Annotated in this window: 11 protein-coding genes and 7 pseudogenes; all 18 read right to left on the reverse strand. The window is 45.1% G+C overall.

Annotated features, from left to right (window positions below):
• Window positions 1–2 precede the first annotated feature (2 nt).
• Window positions 3–401, reverse strand: coding sequence for a flagellar basal body rod protein FlgB (flgB, locus tag MMY81_RS17180; RefSeq protein WP_252313815.1), 399 nt, complete (start codon window positions 399–401; stop codon window positions 3–5).
• A 280-nt stretch (window positions 402–681) separates the two neighbouring features.
• Window positions 682–1,463: pseudogene (gene codY / locus MMY81_RS17185) on the reverse strand (GTP-sensing pleiotropic transcriptional regulator CodY).
• Window positions 1,464–1,483: 20 nt separating this feature from the next.
• Window positions 1,484–2,877 (reverse strand): annotated as a pseudogene (gene hslU, locus MMY81_RS17190) (HslU--HslV peptidase ATPase subunit).
• 31 nt (window positions 2,878–2,908) lie between these two features.
• Window positions 2,909–3,466: an ATP-dependent protease subunit HslV gene (gene hslV, locus MMY81_RS17195; protein WP_252313816.1), complete on the reverse strand. Its 558-nt coding sequence runs from the start codon at window positions 3,464–3,466 to the stop codon at window positions 2,909–2,911.
• 3 nt (window positions 3,467–3,469) lie between these two features.
• Window positions 3,470–4,393, reverse strand: coding sequence for a tyrosine recombinase XerC (gene xerC, locus MMY81_RS17200; protein ID WP_252313817.1), 924 nt, complete (start codon window positions 4,391–4,393; stop codon window positions 3,470–3,472).
• Between the two features lie 69 nt (window positions 4,394–4,462).
• Window positions 4,463–5,770 carry an FADH(2)-oxidizing methylenetetrahydrofolate--tRNA-(uracil(54)-C(5))-methyltransferase TrmFO gene (trmFO, locus tag MMY81_RS17205; RefSeq protein WP_252313818.1) on the reverse strand — a complete coding sequence of 436 codons (1,308 nt, stop codon included), beginning with the start codon at window positions 5,768–5,770 and terminating at the stop codon, window positions 4,463–4,465.
• A 124-nt stretch (window positions 5,771–5,894) separates the two neighbouring features.
• A pseudogene (gene topA, locus MMY81_RS17210) lies at window positions 5,895–7,971 on the reverse strand (type I DNA topoisomerase).
• A gap of 186 nt (window positions 7,972–8,157) precedes the next feature.
• A pseudogene (gene dprA, locus MMY81_RS17220) lies at window positions 8,158–9,035 on the reverse strand (DNA-processing protein DprA).
• A gap of 89 nt (window positions 9,036–9,124) precedes the next feature.
• Window positions 9,125–10,041: pseudogene (gene sucD / locus MMY81_RS17225) on the reverse strand (succinate--CoA ligase subunit alpha).
• A gap of 18 nt (window positions 10,042–10,059) precedes the next feature.
• A pseudogene (gene sucC, locus MMY81_RS17230) lies at window positions 10,060–11,193 on the reverse strand (ADP-forming succinate--CoA ligase subunit beta).
• A 182-nt stretch (window positions 11,194–11,375) separates the two neighbouring features.
• Complete coding sequence (locus MMY81_RS17235; RefSeq protein ID WP_252313821.1) at window positions 11,376–11,666, reverse strand: EscU/YscU/HrcU family type III secretion system export apparatus switch protein; 291 nt, start codon at window positions 11,664–11,666, stop codon at window positions 11,376–11,378.
• Entirely contained in the window at window positions 11,663–13,369 is a 1,707-nt protein-coding gene (locus MMY81_RS17240) for a hypothetical protein (RefSeq protein WP_252313822.1), read from the reverse strand. The genes MMY81_RS17235 and MMY81_RS17240 overlap by 4 nt, the downstream gene beginning before the upstream one ends.
• Window positions 13,370–13,390: 21 nt before the next feature.
• The gene (locus MMY81_RS17245) at window positions 13,391–14,155 is read right to left on the reverse strand and encodes a ribonuclease HII (RefSeq protein WP_252313823.1); all 765 of its coding nucleotides are present in this window, start codon (window positions 14,153–14,155) and stop codon (window positions 13,391–13,393) included.
• A 46-nt stretch (window positions 14,156–14,201) separates the two neighbouring features.
• Window positions 14,202–15,066: pseudogene (gene ylqF / locus MMY81_RS17250) on the reverse strand (ribosome biogenesis GTPase YlqF).
• A 104-nt stretch (window positions 15,067–15,170) separates the two neighbouring features.
• A complete protein-coding gene (rplS, locus tag MMY81_RS17255; protein ID WP_120192273.1) occupies window positions 15,171–15,515 on the reverse strand; it encodes a 50S ribosomal protein L19 in 345 nt (114 codons plus the stop codon).
• A 115-nt stretch (window positions 15,516–15,630) separates the two neighbouring features.
• Window positions 15,631–16,341, reverse strand: a complete 711-nt coding sequence (gene trmD / locus MMY81_RS17260) for a tRNA (guanosine(37)-N1)-methyltransferase TrmD (RefSeq protein WP_252313824.1) — start codon at window positions 16,339–16,341, stop codon at window positions 15,631–15,633.
• Window positions 16,341–16,841 (reverse strand): ribosome maturation factor RimM, encoded by a 501-nt coding sequence (gene rimM, locus MMY81_RS17265; RefSeq protein ID WP_252313825.1) that lies wholly within the window; start codon window positions 16,839–16,841, stop codon window positions 16,341–16,343. The genes trmD and rimM overlap by 1 nt, the downstream gene beginning before the upstream one ends.
• Window positions 16,828–17,244: a YlqD family protein gene (locus tag MMY81_RS17270; RefSeq protein WP_252313826.1), complete on the reverse strand. Its 417-nt coding sequence runs from the start codon at window positions 17,242–17,244 to the stop codon at window positions 16,828–16,830. Before MMY81_RS17270 ends, rimM begins: the two co-directional genes overlap by 14 nt.
• Window positions 17,245–17,253 lie beyond the last annotated feature (9 nt).

Raw genomic sequence — 17,253 nt, forward strand, 5'->3', positions numbered from 1 at the left:
TATCAGGACCCTCCCCGTACAGCTGTTTTTAGGCTGCCGAATTTTCCACTGAGACGATCTGTCACGGCATTAAAGTAAAGCTGGTTTTTAGCCAGCTCGGACATTTCCTTATCAATATCTACTCCGTTTCCGTTAGCATGATACATTTCCTGGGTCTTTTCGTTTATGTATGAATCTTTATCCCCATTACTAAAGTTTATGTGTTTATTATTAGTTTTATGAGCCTGAAGACCCTGCTCAGCAGAAGCCTGTTCCAAACTTTGCTTAAACGATGCTCTTCTCTCTTTATATCCTGGTGTATCAGCATTTGCTATGTTCTGTGAAATAGCTTTCTGTTCATTTGCCGCTCCAGACAGGCCGCGTTCCAGCTGCTGTATCGTAGTAGAATCAAATAATCCCATGCTTATCCCCCTCCTGTTTCATTCTAATACAAACTTTTATATCAAGACGTTTTGACAGTATTTATTCCAAATAATTACATTTAACTAGGATAACTATTCAAATTGTATAAAAAAATAGGACGTTTGTCTAACAGAGTTTTAGTTATTTATAAAGTCGAGAATAAATACCCAGTTTAAATATATAGTCCTATTCACCATCCTTTAGTACTATGTTTTTTGAAATAGATTGTTCCTTAAACATAAAAAAAGCCCTGCCGTATTCAGGCAGGGTTGGAAATAATTAATTACTTGATTTAATTTTATCTAATTCGATTAGGAATTTATCGTTAAGCACTTTGATATAGGTGCCTTTCATACCAAGCGATCTTGATTCAATAACTCCTGCACTTTCCAGCTTTCTAAGTGCGTTGACGATAACAGATCTTGTAATTCCTACACGATCTGCAATTTTACTTGCAACCAGAAGTCCCTCTTTGCCATCCAATTCTTCGAAAATATGCTCAACGGCTTCTAGTTCACTGTATGATAAGGAGCTGATAGCCATTTGAACAACAGCTTTGCTTCTTGCCTCTTCTTCTATTTCCTGTGTTTTCTCATGCAGTATTTCCATCCCTACAACGGTAGCGCCGTATTCAGCCAGAATCAGGTCATCATCATTAAATGATTCATTTAATCTAGCCAGTACGAGCGTGCCAAGACGCTGGCCGCCGCCGCTGATTGGTACAACAGTAGTAAGTCCTGATTTAAACAGTTCCTTATTTTCAACCGGGAAAGCCGTGTACTCACTGTCGACATCAAGGTTTGGAGATGTTTCTTCCAATTTGAAAAGACCGGTTGTGTATTCTTCCGGGAATTGTCTCTCTTCAAGCATTTTTTTCATTCTTTCATTTTCAATTTCCTGTTTGATAGAGAACCCGAGAAGCTTACCGCGGCGGCTCACTACAAATACGTTGGCTCCAATAACATCCTGAAGGGTTTCTGCCATATCCTTGAAATTCACATGATCCCTGTTGTTTTTTGAAGCATTTCGTTAATTTTCCTGCTTTTCGTTAATAAATCCATTAATGAATCCTCCTTGTCCCCTATAAAATATATCGGCTCATATCTCTGTTTTTAGCTATAGAGTCTAATTTTCTTCTACATATTCCGGGGTTATTGTTATTTTATCCATTGTAATACTTGAGGCTTCAAAGGAAAGGTCCTCCAGGAGCCGCTCCAGAAGCGTATGAAGTCTTCTTGCTCCAATATCCTCTGTCTGTTGATTTACTTCCAGAGCAAGCTCTGCGATCTTTCTAATGGCTGCATCACTGAACTCCACTTTGATATCTTCTGTTGCTAATAGTGCCTGGTACTGTTTTAACAGCGCATGATCGGGTTCTTTTAAAATTTTAACAAAGTCCTCTATATTTAAACTATCCAGTTCGACACGGATAGGAAAGCGCCCCTGCAGCTCCGGAATTAGATCGGAAGGCTTTGACATATGAAAAGCCCCGGCTGCAATAAATAAAATGTGATCTGTCTTTACAGGACCGTATTTCGTCGTCACGGTTGATCCTTCCACAATGGGAAGAATGTCACGCTGAACGCCTTCGCGCGACACATCTGCGCTGCTGTTCTGCTGTTTTCCTGCCACTTTATCCATTTCATCTATAAAGATAATGCCGAGCTGTTCTGCTTTAAATATAGCATCTTGACCTATTTCATCCATATCTACAAGCTTTTGGGCTTCTTGTTCTGTTATTACTTTTCTCGCTTCTCTGACGGTAAGCTTCCGTGTTGTTTTTTTCTTAGGGAGCATGCTGCTCATCATTTCCTGCATGTTCATACCCATTTGATCCATGCCGGCACCTTGAAACATGTCTGCCATGGAAGAGGACTGCTGCTCTACGTCCACTTGCACGATGTGGTCTTCGAGCTCGCCCATCCGGAGTTTATGCTCGGTCTGCCGTCTCTGCTGGGCGATCGTCTGGTCTTCCTGCTCCGGCTCTTCCTCTTCTTCATTCTGCTGTTGAAAAAACATTTCGAATGGGTTTTTTACAGAGGATTGTTTATTCTTTTTCTCCGGTACAAGCAGTTTAACGAGTCTCTTATCAGCCTCGCGCTCTGCCTCACCCTGTACACTCGCTACCTTTTCTTCTTTCACAAGCCGGACCGATGTTTCCACCAGGTCACGGACCATCGATTCTACGTCCCGTCCGACATAGCCGACTTCTGTGAATTTTGTTGCCTCCACTTTCGCAAATGGCGCACCTGCCAGTTTAGCAAGCCTGCGGGCAATTTCCGTTTTACCTACGCCCGTAGGTCCAATCATTAAAATATTTTTGGGAGTGATTTCTTCCTGGACTGATTCAGTCAGCCTGCTTCTTCGGTAACGATTACGCAGGGCTACTGCAACAGAGCGTTTAGCTGAGTGCTGTCCTACTATATATTGATCCAGTTTTTCGACTATTTCTTTGGGGGTAAGCGATATGCTCATGCTCTTTTCTCCCTTCAGCCTGATCTCGTTCTTATTCAGAAGCTTCGTTAATTTCTTCCATTGTCAGCTGGTCATTTGTAAATACGCAGATTTCTCCAGCTGTGCGGAGCGCCGCTTCTGCAATAGCTTTTGCTTCCATGTTGGAAGCATACTTCTTTAAAGCGCGCCCGGCGGCCAAGGCATAATTTCCGCCCGAACCAATGGCGATCATGTCGTCATCCGGTTCGATGACTTCCCCGGTACCGGCAACAAGAAGCAGGGTGTCTTTATCCATAACAATTAACATAGCTTCGAGTCTTCTAAGCGCTTTATCACTGCGCCATTCTTTGGCAACCTCTACCGCAGCGCGCTGCAGGTTTCCCTTCCACTGTTCGAGCTTGCCTTCAAACATATCAAACAAAGTAAATGCGTCTGCGACTGAACCGGCAAATCCTGCCAGTACCTGACCGTTATAAATTTTTCTCACTTTCTTTGCCGTATGCTTCATCACTACCGACTGGCCGAATGTTACCTGGCCGTCGCCGGCCATGGCACTGCGGCCGTTGTGCCGGACTGCAAAAATAGTCGTCGCATGAAAAGATTGATCCATATGTCAGTCCTCTCTTTTCTCCGCTCTTGGATGAGCTTTGTCATATACCTGCTTCAAACGATCTTTCGTTACATGTGTGTATATCTGCGTTGTTGATAAATGTTCATGACCAAGCAGATCCTGAACACTTCTCAAATCTGCTCCATTATCAAGCATATGGGTGGCAAACGTATGCCTTAAATCATGGGGGGAAAGTTTCAGGGTATTAGATACGTCTTTTACTCTTTTTTCCACAATGTAGCGGCAGCCTCTGTCCGTCAAAGCTTTTCCTCTGTTATTTAAAAACAGTGCCGGATCTTTCCCGCCGTTTTTAGAAGCGAGCTGCTTTCTGCCCTGCTCCCGATACATAAGCACTGCTTCCAGAGCAAAAGAGCCAACGGGAATATACCGCTGCTTCTGCCCCTTTCCTTCTACCAGCACCATCTGCGTCGCGTTATCCACATCCGCTTCCGTAAGCGACGTGCATTCGCTGATACGCATGCCGGTCGAGTAGAGCAGTTCAAATAAGGCAAGATCTCTTTGACCGGCGGGTTTGGATGTATCAAAAGACTGAAACAGCTTTTCCAGCTCTTTTGTATACAGGAACCGCGGCAGCTTCTGCTGTTTCTTAGGAAGCACCGCTGCCTGAAAAGGATTGACCGCTACTTTTTCTTCACGCTTTAAATATTTGTAAAACGTCCGAAGCGCAGAAATTTTACGGGCGAGCGTAGCTCTTTCATAATTTTTGGAAAACAAATGCGTATAGTACTGCCTGACCACAGCGGTATCTATCTGATCGCCATAATCACAGCCTTCCTGCTGTAGAAATGCAAAAAAAGCCGCAATATCTTCTTTATACGCTTTGATCGTTAAAGAAGAAGCATTTTTTTCTATCTGCAAATATCGAATAAAAGATTGGACATCCTGGTGTGCTGCCGAGTCCTGCATTCACGTCACCTCATTGACAAAAGCTATTAAATCTTATCACAGGAGAGAATGTACCCGCAACCCAATATATTATTTTTTCATAAAATTCTGAATGGATTCCAGTGCCCGTTCAGCCAGCTTTTCATTGCGTTCTTGTTTTTTACGGATCCTTGGCTCCAGTGGGGACAACAGGCCAAAGTTAGCATTCATCGGCTGGAAGTTTTTCGGGTCTGCGGTCGTAATATAATGAGCCAGTGCTCCAATGACCGTTTCATGAGGAAGAATGTCCGGCTCTTCGCCTTTAACTAGATGCGCTGCATTTCTGCCGGCTATCAAACCTGCCGCTGCAGATTCCACATATCCTTCTACACCTGTAATCTGGCCGGCAAAAAACAAGTCTTTTCTCGCTTTAGTCTGATACGTAGGCTCCATCAAATTAGGTGAGTTGATAAATGTATTCCGGTGCATTACGCCATAGCGAACCACTTCAGCGTTTTCCAAACCTGGAATCAGGCGCAGTACCTCTTTTTGCGGACCCCATTTTAAATGAGTTTGAAAGCCTACTATATTATAAAGTGTTCCCGACTGATTGTCCTGACGCAGCTGAACTACCGCATACGGCCGTTTCCCTGTCTCAGGATGCTCAAGCCCTACTGGCTTCATCGGTCCAAACAAAAGCGTTTTTTTACCGCGGTTTGCCATTACTTCCACCGGCATACATCCTTCAAAGAAAATTTCTTTTTCAAACTCTTTTAAAGGAACTGTTTCTGCTTCCGTAAGCGCCTGGTGAAACCGGTCAAATTCTTCTTCTGTCATGGGACAGTTAATGTAGGCCGCTTCTCCTTTATCATAACGGGATTTCAAATACGCTTTATTCATATCGATACTATCTGTTTCAATAATAGGAGCCGCTGCATCATAAAAATACAAATGCTCCTGTCCGCTTAATTCCTGAATCTGCTTAGAAAGCTTCTCGGTAGTAAGCGGCCCTGTAGCAATAATGACCGGTCCTTCAGGAATCTCCGTAATTTCTTCATGGCGGACTTCTACAAGCTCGTGCTCTTTGACAAGTTCGGTTACTTTCGCGGCAAACTCATGCCGGTCCACTGCAAGAGCACCTCCTGCCGGCACGGCGCAGTGATCGGCTGCTTTTATAATGACCGAATCAAGCTGTCGCATTTCTTCTTTTAATACTCCTACAGCGTTAGCAAGACTGTTTCCGCGAAGCGAATTGCTGCAGACCAGCTCAGCAAACTTATCCGTGTGGTGTGCCGGCGTCTGCTTAACCGGTCTCATTTCATATAATGTTACGTTTATGCCTCTGTTGGCCAGCTGCCAGGCTGCTTCACTTCCAGCCAGACCTGCTCCTATTACCGTAACGGCGTGCTCTTTATTCATACGCCCCATTCCTTTCTTCGTTTCATTTTTTATTATTGCCGTGTTTCTTCCATTGTACATACTGCATAGCAAAACCCCTTTTTTCAAAGGGGTGTCTGCTCTTGTGTGGTCGTGCAGTTAAAGTTTAGTTTGGCTCTTCTTTATAATCACATACAGTACATTCAACATGTACTCCTTTTTTCGTTTTCTTTTCAACAAGCAGGTGATCGCCTTTCGGACATTCTCTGGAGATCGGCTTGTCCCACGATACAAATTCGCATTCCGGATAGCGGTCGCATCCATAAAATGTGCGCTGTTTTTTACTTTTTCTTTCAACCACATTTCCCGTTTTACAGGTTGGACACTTCACACCGATATCTTTAACGATCGCTTTTGTATTACGGCAGTCCGGAAAATTGGAACAGGCCATAAATTTTCCATAGCGGCCCATTTTGTAAACCATCGCGTTTCCGCAGAGCTCGCAGTCTTCTCCTGCCGGTTCGTCTTTAATTTCCACTTCACGCATTTCTTCCTCTGCTACCTTTAAGCGCTTATCGAATCCCTGGTAGAAGGCATCGATAATTTCAATCCAGTTCTCACTGCCCTCTTCAACAAAGTCGAGGTCACTTTCCATTTTCGCAGTAAAGGCAACATCCAGAATTTCAGGGAAAAATTCCACAACGAGCTCCAGGACAATTTCTCCAAGCTCTGTAGGAACAAAACGCTTATCCTGCAGAGAAACGTAGTTTCTTCGCTGGATAGTATCCAATGTTGGTGCATAGGTGGACGGACGCCCTATCCCCAATTCCTCCATTGTTTTTACAAGTCTTGCCTCTGTATAACGTGGAGGCGGCTGTGTAAAGTGCTGATTTTCTTCTATTTCGACTTTTTGTACTTCCTGACCTTCTTTTAAGTCCGGAAGCAGCCGGTCTTCTTCTTTTTTGCCATCGTCTCTGCCTTCAACATATACCTTCATAAAGCCGGCAAACTTAATCTTCGAACCAGTCGCTCTAAACATCACACCGTTGTTTTCCAGATCGACGCTCATCGTATCCATAACAGCGGGTGCCATCTCACTGGCTACAAGGCGCTCCCAGATTAGTTTGTACAGGCGGTACTGGTCTCTCGATAGGCTTGCTTTTACATTTTTAGGCTCATACATAACAGAAGTCGGTCGAACAGCCTCATGGGCATCCTGCGTATTGTTTTTCTTTTTAGCCGGCTGCTGTTTATCTTTACGGGTGTATTCTTCGCCGTATTTTTCTTCAATAAACGACTTCACTTCCGTTTTTGCAGTCTCGGATACTCTTGTTGAATCCGTTCTCATATAGGTAATTAAACCGACCGTTCCTTCTTTTTTCCCCAGATCGATTCCCTCATAGAGCTGCTGGGCAATCATCATGGTCTTCTTTGCACGGAAGTTAAGCTTTCTTGCGGCTTCCTGCTGCAGGGAAGAAGTGGTAAAAGGCTGAACGGGATTTCGTTTTCTTTCCTTTTTGGTTACTGTTTGGATAGTGAAATTGTCGCCTTTCATCCGGCCGGTAACTTCGTTAACGTCTTCCTGCGTTTGAAGGCTTGCTTTTTACCATCCAGCTGATGAAACTTGGCATCAAAGGATTCTTCTCCCGTGCTGAATGTTCCTTCAATACTCCAGTATTCTTCCGGAATGAACGCTTGAATTTCTTTTTCTCTGTCAATAATCATTTTAACGGCAATAGACTGAACGCGGCCGGCACTAAGTCCTTTTTTTACTTTTTTCCATAAAAGAGGACTGATGTTGTACCCGACCAGGCGATCAAGAATCGCCTTGCCTGCTGTGCATCCACTAAATCCATATTAATTGGTTTTGGATCTTTAAATGCGTCTTTAATGGCCGTTTTTGTTATTTCGTTAAAAACAACCCGGCAAGGTGACTTTTCATCAATGTTCAAGCTGTGGGCTAGATGCCACGCGATAGCTTCCCCTTCTCTATCGGGGTCAGCTGCGAGATACACTTTCTTCACTTTTTTTGCGGCTGTTTTTAATTCTTTTAACACAGGCCCTTTCCCGCGTATCGTTATATACTTGGGCTCATAGCGGTTTTCTGTATCTACTCCCATTTGACTTTTCGGCAGGTCACGAATGTGTCCCATGGAAGCTTTCACTGTATACTTTTTGCCAAGATATTTCCCGATTGTTTTCGCTTTAGCGGGAGATTCAACGATTACTAGATAATCTGCCATAGTTGGAGTTTCCTCCCCCTTTTCCCTTTTAAAATCTTCACCATTATCAAACACTTTCGATATCTTTGTCAAACATCTTTTTTAAAAATCGTGTTTCTTCTATTTATACAATGGAGGTTTACAAAGTATCATCATTTTTGCACAGTTATTAAAAGCTGTCTAGCTATTTACTTTCAACCGGCGGGATTACTTCCAGCCGGACGCCATTAAATCTTCATATTTCAAAACCGGCTCTGCTCCATCTGCAATCAGCTGATTCGTTCCTGCACTTTCTTTTGACAAAATCGAACCTGGAAGCGCCTTGATATCCTTTCCCTGTTCCAGTCCCTGGTAGGCGGTGATCAATGAACCGCTCCTTTGTTTAGCCTCAACGACAAACACCGCATCTGATAACGCGCTGATAATGCGATTTCTCATCGGGAACTGCCATTTTTGCGGAGGAACAGCCGGAGGGTATTCACTGACAAGTAAATGGCCGCTTTTTATCTGTCTGGCAAGTTCCACGTGCTGCTTTGGATAAATATGCTCAAATCCGGAACGAGAACGGCTATCGTCCAGCCTCCGTTTGCTATGCACTCTTTATGGGCGGCACCGTCTACTCCTGCTGCGAGTCCGCTGATAATCGTGATATTGTCTTTGCTCAACTTTGGCATAAACTGTGCGATGACTTCTTTTCCATAGGCGGTTGGGGTGCGTGATCCGACGATCGCCAGCATTTTCGATGAATAGAACAGCTCTTTGTCTCCTAAAAAATACAGCACCCAGGGAGGATCATATGCTGATAACAGGCGCTCCGGATAGGCTTGATCAAGACAGGTTACTGTTTGAATAGTACGAGAAGTGTAGTAGGCTGCCGTTTCATGCGGCGCTGTATGTTGAATGTACTTATAAAGACCCAAGGCCTGACTAAAGGAAAGCTTAAGTGCTTCCTGCAGTTGGTCGGGACTGAACGTATAGACGGAAGAAAAAGATGAATCTATGTAATACAAAGTACGCAGCCTGTGCCATGTGATAAATGGAGCCGCGTGTAAATGAAGCAGTCGTTCGGAGGGAGTGTGTGTCATAGTGTGTTCCTTTCTTATCAGGGGATGGACGTGCGGGGGTTAATAATGAAATAAGGCGGCGCTGTCGAAACAGCGCCGCTTTTTATTATTTATTTTGCTGTAGGTTCATGAGTCAGACACTTATCGTACAAATTGTTTTTTTAAGTGCTTTTAAAAGCGTATCGCCCATATCTGATGGCGTTGCCGCTACATGAACACCACACGCTTCAAGCGTTTTAATTTTTTCTGCAGCTGTTCCTTTTCCTCCGGAAATAATGGCGCCTGCGTGACCCATTCTTTTACCTGGAGGGGCTGTTGCGCCGCCAATAAAGCCAACAACCGGCTTTTTCATGTTTGCTTTGATCCACTCGGCCGCTTCTTCTTCTGCTGTACCGCCGATCTCACCAATCATGATTACAGCTTCTGTATCATCATCTTCGTTAAAGGCGTTAAGCACATCAATGAAGTCCGTGCCGTTCACAGGGTCTCCGCCGATTCCAACAGCTGTAGACTGTCCAACACCTGCTGTAGAAAGCTGATGAACCGCTTCATACGTGAGGGTCCCTGATCTGGAAACAACACCTACATGGCCTTTTTTGTGAATGTATCCCGGCATAATACCAATCTTACATTCTTCAGGCGTAATAACACCCGGGCAGTTCGGCCCGACGAGACGGGTTTTTTTGCCTTCCATATAGCGTTTCACTTTTGTCATATCCAATACAGGAATACCTTCTGTGATGCAGATTGCCAGATCAAGCTCAGCATCGACCGCTTCCATAATAGCGTCCGCTGCAAAACCCGGCGGCACATAAATAACCGAGGCAGTAGCGCCGGTAGCATTGACTGCATCTGTCACTGTATCAAAAACAGGGATGCCTTCTACTTCCGTACCGCCTTTTTTAGGGGTTACTCCGCCTACGATCTGCGTGCCATATTCAACAGCCTGTTTGGTATGAAACAAGCCGGTTGCGCCTGTAATACCCTGAACAATTACCTTTGTATCTTTATTGATAAAAATACTCATGATTATTGACCCGCCTTTCTATTTTACTAGAGATACAATTTTTTGTGCGCCATCAGCCATGAATCAGCCGCGGTAATGTTAAGACCTGATTCTTTAAGAATTTCTTTTCCACGTTCCACGTTTGTACCTTCAGGCGGACAACGAGCGGAATTTCAAGTCCAATTGTTAGTTGCTTCCACAACACCATCAGCAATATGTCACATTCATGATGCCGCCGAAAATGTTTACATAATACCTTTTACCTGCTCATCGGAAAGATGATTTTAAAGGCTTCCGTTACTTTTTCAGCAGTTGCACCGCCCCCAACGTCAAGGAAGTTGGCGGGATCGCCGTGATAGTGCTTGATATATCCATTGTAGCCATAGCAAGGCCGGCACCATTTACCATGCAACCGATATTTCCATCAAGCGCAATAGCTTAAATCGTGCTTGGATGCTTCAATTTCTTTAGATCCTCTTCATCAAGGTCTCTGTATTCCACAATATCCTTTGACGGTATAATGCGTTGGAATCAAAGTTCATTTGGTCAAGTGCCATAACGTTCCGTCTCCTGTTGTAACGAGGGTTATTTCAGCAATCGAGCAGTCTTTTTCAACAAATACCTGGTAAGACCAAGCATAAATTAACTGCCTGTCCAAGCTGCTCTTTAGGAATGTTAATATTAAAAGCTAAACGGCGTGCCTGAAAAGCCTGCATGCCGACAGCAGGATCAATATATTCCCTGAAATTTTCTCGGGCGTTTTTTCCGCCACTTCTTCAATTTCCGTGCCGCCTTCTTCTGAAGCCATCATAACGACTTTAGATGTTTCGCGGTCAAGGACAAGGCCTACATAATATTCTTTTTTAATATCGCAGCCTTCTTCAATAAGTAAGCGCTTTACTTCTTTGCCTTCTGGTCCCGTTTGATGTGTAACAAGCGTTTTGCCAAGAATTTCATTCGCATATTCACGAACTTCATCCAGATTTTTAGCTACTTTTACTCCACCGCTTTTCCTCTGCCGCCCGCGTGATCTGGGCTTTCACTACGCTGACTTCTGTTCCTAATTCTTTTGCAGCTTCTACAGCTTCTTCCACTGAGAAAGCCTTTTCCGTTAGGTACAGCGACGCCGTATTTTCTGAGGAGATCTTTTCCCTGATACTCATGAATATTCATGTATTCTCCATCCTCCTTAACGATTCTGTACGAAGTACCACATTCATTTATCCTGTGGGCAAGGATGGGCGGAAACATTGAGTTATACAAACAACATCTCGCACACATGTATTATCGTATAAAAAAAACGCAACAAATTCAACAATTCGTCAAAACTTTATTTATTTTCTTTTTATGAATGTTTATTCATTATTTGTATAGGACTGCCGATCAAGCCGGTACAGAAAAGAAAACACCTCGGCAACCACCTCGTACAGCTCTTCCGGGATCGTCTGATTGATCTCCAGCTGCGCCAGCATTTCAACAAGCATTGGATCCTTTTGGATAGGAATTCCGTTCGCTTCGGCCAGTGCCAGAATTTCATCAGCTGTCTGTCCTCTGCCTTTTGCTTTAATAACTGGGGACTGCCAGAGCGCCGGATCATACTTTAAAGCCGCTGCCATCTTTTTAGTTTCCGGTTTTCTGCCGTTCATACTCTAACATCCACTCCTTTATTATCAAGCCGCGTAACAGAAGGCTGAATTTGTTTTTTTATTTCTTCTGTCTGCTTCCAGTTTATCGCATACAGCTCGTAGTTCATTTTACCAAGCTGCGTCTCCAGAAATGGTTTAAGCATTTCAAACAGGCCTTCGGGCTTTGCCTGCCCGTTGAAAATCGTCAGCTGCAGCTTTCGATTTTGTATCGTAATATCCGCCGCGGTCTCCCCAAGTCTTTCCAAGGTTACGTGCAGAAGCATTCGACAGTGATCGGGATCGAGCGTACCATCCGGTGTTTTTTTGGCTTCCCAGTCGATCATTAAATCTGTCGCAAACGCTCCGAGAAATAAAGGAATCTGTGTCTGAAGCTGCTGAAGAATGCCGGGCTGCTCCAAAGCCTGGAGCTGCTGGGAAGTAATTCGTCCAAGCAGAGGGTCCAGCTGCTGTCTGCCCGAAGAGCTGAGTTCGGTCTGTGCCTGCAGCAGCCACTGTTTCGCTTCACCTTCTGCAGATCCCTCCCGCAGCTGGGCCGGTGTCCTGGTTAGTGCGGATTCATGAAATAACCCCAGCTTCTGCTGGAGCTGCATCCATTGTTTGGAAAGCGACTCAAACGACGGATTCCAAAACATATCCGCCACTGCTTTTGCATGAAACAGCCGTGCCATTGCTTCCTGTTCTATCGGCTGCAGTACAGAACCTCCCGGCTGGATAAGGGAAGTCAGCGGCCTTGCCTCACCGGAGGTAAGCGCTGAAAAAAGCCTTTCCGCCCTTGCCGACTGTACTTCTGCAGGCAGGGATTCAAGCGATTTGAGAAATGTATGTAAAAACTGCTGCTGGACAGCAGGAGACTGGGCAGGAGCGGAAGATTCGGGCACCACTGCACGGTATAAAGCGGCTGTCCATCCTGCAGGGGTCTGTCCCGGGGAGGCCGCTCCTGCTTTCACAAGCAGAGAAAGAGCGCCTGCTTTTAGATCTGGACCGGATTCTTTAGCGAGGACCGCTTTTGCGGCATCGATAAGACCTGGAGAAACAGGAACCTGACTTTTATTTACCTGCAGAAGGGCTTCCACTTCCCTGAGCTGTTGTTGAAGAGCGCCGGCAGGGCGGCTGTCTGATGAGGCCTGGTTTTGTATGTTCTGCAGCGCCTGCTGCGTATCCTGGAAAACAGACGCTGTATTTTTTGGGGTTATGGCAGAAGCCAAAAGCGATCTATCCGGCATGATTTTTTGGGCTGCCATGGCGGTCAATGCCTCTACGCTTTTTTCCAAAGCAGCCCCTCCGGTTTCTTTTAAAAGCCTGGTGCTTTGTTCGATAAACGTCTGGGAAAAAGGAATGTTTTTTTGTAATAAAGACTGCACAAGCATCTGCGTTGTTTTCGGACCGGTCATGCCCGCTTTCTGCAGAATCGAGGTCAGCACCTCCGGGGTTTTTCCGCGGCCTTCGGCAGGCAGGGGACCTATTACTTTTAGGTGCAGCGTTTCTTGATTTTTTTCCACCCGGAACAAGTAATGAACATTCACACTCAGCGGCGCGGATAACTTTCCCGATATACTATTTTTTCCAATTTGAAGTATTACCTGCTGATTAGGGAGAAGTTTCGCAGCTTTGGCCTGAAATAAGTCTCCTTTCTGCAGAGACGGAAGACCTGAGGCGGCAGGCTGGTTTTGTAAACCGCTTCCTTTAATGTGTTGTACAACCATGCCATCCCTGCCCTCCTCTTTTTATAATAAATCGCTGACCGGTTTGAAACTTTTCCTATGATGTCTTGTCAGGCCATGTGTTTTTAATGCTTCTAAATGAGCCTTTGTCCCATACCCCTTATGGTCTTCAAAAGAATACTCCGGATAAGCTTCAGCCATTTTCTTCATGGCTTCGTCCCGTTCCACTTTAGCAATAACAGAAGCCGCTGCAATAGATACGCTTCTCGAATCTCCTTTAATTAAAGACTGCTGCGGAAGGGATACCGGGAGCTTCATCGCATCAACCAGCAGTGCTTCTGCCTTGGTCTCCAACCCTTCGACTGCCCAGGTCATTGCCATTTTAGAGGCTTGATAGATGTTATATTTATCGATATCCGCAGCTCCAACATGACGAATACAGTAGGCCAATGCCTTTTCTTTTATTATTTCACTATAGTAGTTCCGCTTCGTTTCTGACAATTTTTTAGAATCTGTCAGCCCTGGAAGAATGAGCGATTCCGGAAGAATTACCGCGGCTGCTGTCACCGGTCCGGCCAAAGGCCCTCTACCTACTTCATCCACGCCTGCAACGAACTGTATGCCCTGCTGATAGTATTCTTTTTCAAATTGACTCATATCTGCATACATTTGCAGCTCCTTTTTTATGAGCTGCTGCTTTTTTTCGTAGCTGTTCAATGCGCGGCGTACACCTGCTCGGGTATCGTGCTTCCAGGTCTGGAGCTGTTCATTCGTCGCTTTGTTTGTATCCAGTAGTTCTTTTATCTGCGCTATCGTGGATTCTGACATTCTCTACTCCTTATATCGACTTTGTATTTATAATGTTAACTTTTATTTAGGCTTCGGGAAGATCTTCAGGATGCTCCATCGTAATCGCTCCGAGTTTGTCTTTCCGCAGATCGTTAATAATCAGCTCCGCCGCTTTATCATAGTCCACAAAGCCTCCCTGAAGCAGGCAGCCCCGCTTTCGGCCGATCATCTCAAACAGCTCCGTATTTTCCTCCGGGAGCTCTTCTATAAGGTTGTAGCGGCTCTGAAGGGCATCCGGGTACTTTATTCTTAATTCCTTAATAATAAATAGGGCAATATCCTGAAAATCGAGCAGCTCATCTTTAATAGCCCCTGTCGCGGCCAAATGGTAGCCTACGCGCTGATCATCAAATTTAGGCCAGAGAATACCGGGTGTATCAAGCAGTTCCAGGTCATTTCCTACTTTCAGCCACTGCTGGGCTTTCGTTACGCCGGGACGATCACCCGTTTTTGCTGTCTTTCTGCCGACAAGCCGGTTAATTAACGTCGACTTCCCCACATTAGGGATACCGATAATCATGGCACGAATCGCACGGGGCCTGATGCCCTTTTTTCTCATCTTTTCAAACATAGGTGCTGCCAGACGCTGTGCGGCATTCGGTCAGCTCTTTTACACCTCTCTGTTCGAGTGCATTCATTGACAGCACTTCTGTGTGGTCGTTCTTCCACAGTTCTGTCCACTTTAATGTCAGCTTAGGATCTGCCTTATCGCTTTTTGTTAAAATAATGAGCCGTGGTTTATGCTGCGTGATCGAATCCAGCATAGGGTTTCTTGATGAAAATGGAATTCTTGCGTCAGCCAGCTCGATAATAATATCTACTTTTTTCAACTGCTCGGTTACTTCTCGTTTTGCTTTCGCCATATGGCCGGGATACCATTGAATGTGCATCTGTATTCCTACTCTCTTTAACTTACGTTTGGTTTTCTATGTATATGTGCCTATTGGAAAAAAGACTGCAGCGGTATACCGCTGCAGTCTTTACATGCATCCTATTAACGAATTTCTTTAATACGGGCTGCTTTTCCGCGTAGTTTGCGCAAGTAGAATAGTTTCGCTTGACGAACCTTACCACGGCGTTTACGCTCGATCTTATCAATACGTGGTGAATGGACTGGGAATGTACGCTCTACGCCAGTACCGTAAGAGATCTTACGAACTGTAAACGTTTCGCTGATTCCGCCGCCGCGTCTTTTGATAACGACACCTTCAAATAGCTGGATACGCTCACGCGTTCCCTCAACTACTTTCACGTGTACGACAACCGTATCACCCGCACGAAATTCTGGTAAATCCGTTTTAATTTGGTCTTTTGTAATTTCGCGAATAAGTTCTTGCATTTGTATTCGCCTCCTTTTCCCCATGCTCTTGCCCGTTCATCGGCAGCGGAACATCGTATTCAATCGGCTTTCGCCACAAATTACATCATAGCACAGCGGAAGCTTGACTTCAATGCTATTTTTTATTATTTTCGCTGCCTGTTTCATCAGCCAGTAAATCCGGACGCCGTTCCTGCGTGCGCTTTAACGATTCTTTCTGCCGCCACGCTTCAATATTTTTATGATGGCCGGATAACAGCACATCCGGCACCTTCCAGCCCTTGAATTCCGCAGGTCTTGTATAGTGGGGATGTTCAAGCCTGTTTTCTTCAAATGAATCTTTCTTCGCGGACTCCTCATTGCCCAGTACTTCAGGAAGAAGGCGGGTGACGCTGTCTGCAATAACCATTGCGCCGAGCTCTCCTCCGGTAAGAACAAAATCGCCGATCGATATTTCGTCTGTTACCATATGTTCCCGGATCCGCTCGTCATAGCCTTCGTAATGACCGCAGATGAGAATCAGATGCTGTTCTCCGGCAAGCTCTCTTGCTTTTCCCTGCGTATAGCGGGCTCCCTGTGGACACAAGAGAACGACCCTGGGCTTTGTATCTCCTGCTGCCTTTTTAACAGCTTCCAGGGCATCATAGACAGGCTGGGCTGAAAGCACCATTCCAGCCCCGCCGCCGTATGGATAGTCATCTACGCGATTGTGTTTATTTTCAGTGTACTCCCTGAAATTATGAAGACCATATTGAACGGCGTTTTTTTCCTGTGCTTTCTTGAGCATGGAAGAATGCAGAACACCTTCGAACATTTCCGGAAATAACGTAAGAAAATCAATCCGCATCAGGAAAGCAGCCCCTCTAACACATGAACTTCAATTCGTTTAGATTCAATGTCTATTTTTTTGACGACGTCGTCAATGTAAGGAAGCAGAATGTCTTTTTTATTCTGGCCGGCAGACAAAACCCATACATCATTCGCACCAGGAGAAAGAATTTCTTTGATTTTCCCTAAGTAGTCTCCTTCGTCGCTCCATACCTCGCATCCGATAATATCACTGTAGTAAAACTCCCCGTCTTCAAGCTCGCCGCGTTCTGTCTCCGGAATCTGGAGCACCGTGTCTTTAATTTCCTGTGCCTGATCCAGTGAAGTGACCTCTTCAAATGTTAACAGCTGAAACTGTTTGTGGGGCCGTACCGCCTTAATAGTAAGGGGACGGTCTCCGACATACAGGACATTGCCGGTACGAAATCGTTCTTCTTCAAAGTCAGTTACTGGTATCACCCGCACTTCGCCTCTTACGCCGTGCGTATTAACAATTCTGCCTACATTAAACCATTCCATTCGTATCTTCTGCCTCCACTGCCCTGATCTCTATCACGCGCTGATCTTTTACGATAATTTCCTCGCGGCTTCCGCCGATCCACGCATCCCCAACCTGAACATCTTTCACCTGGTCCACCTGGCCGAAAGATATTTCCGTGCCAAGACCCAGGTCCTGAAGCCTTGTGATCTGCTTATCCAGCTTATCGTTTTTATCTTCCCGCTTTTTTGCTTCCTGGCCAAGACGATCTACCGCCTGTTGGTTGGACTGGCCGTTTGATTTTTTATATTTCTGCAGCTGAAAACGCAGCTGTTCGATTTCTGTCTGGAGCTTTTTTTTCTGCTTCCCAAAATCGGCCAGCATTTTTTCCCGGAGCGATTCCGTTAAAACATGTTTGACTGTTACTTTTTTGATTATATTCATTAGCTCACC

It is taken from the genome of Sinobaca sp. H24, from assembly GCF_023845525.1.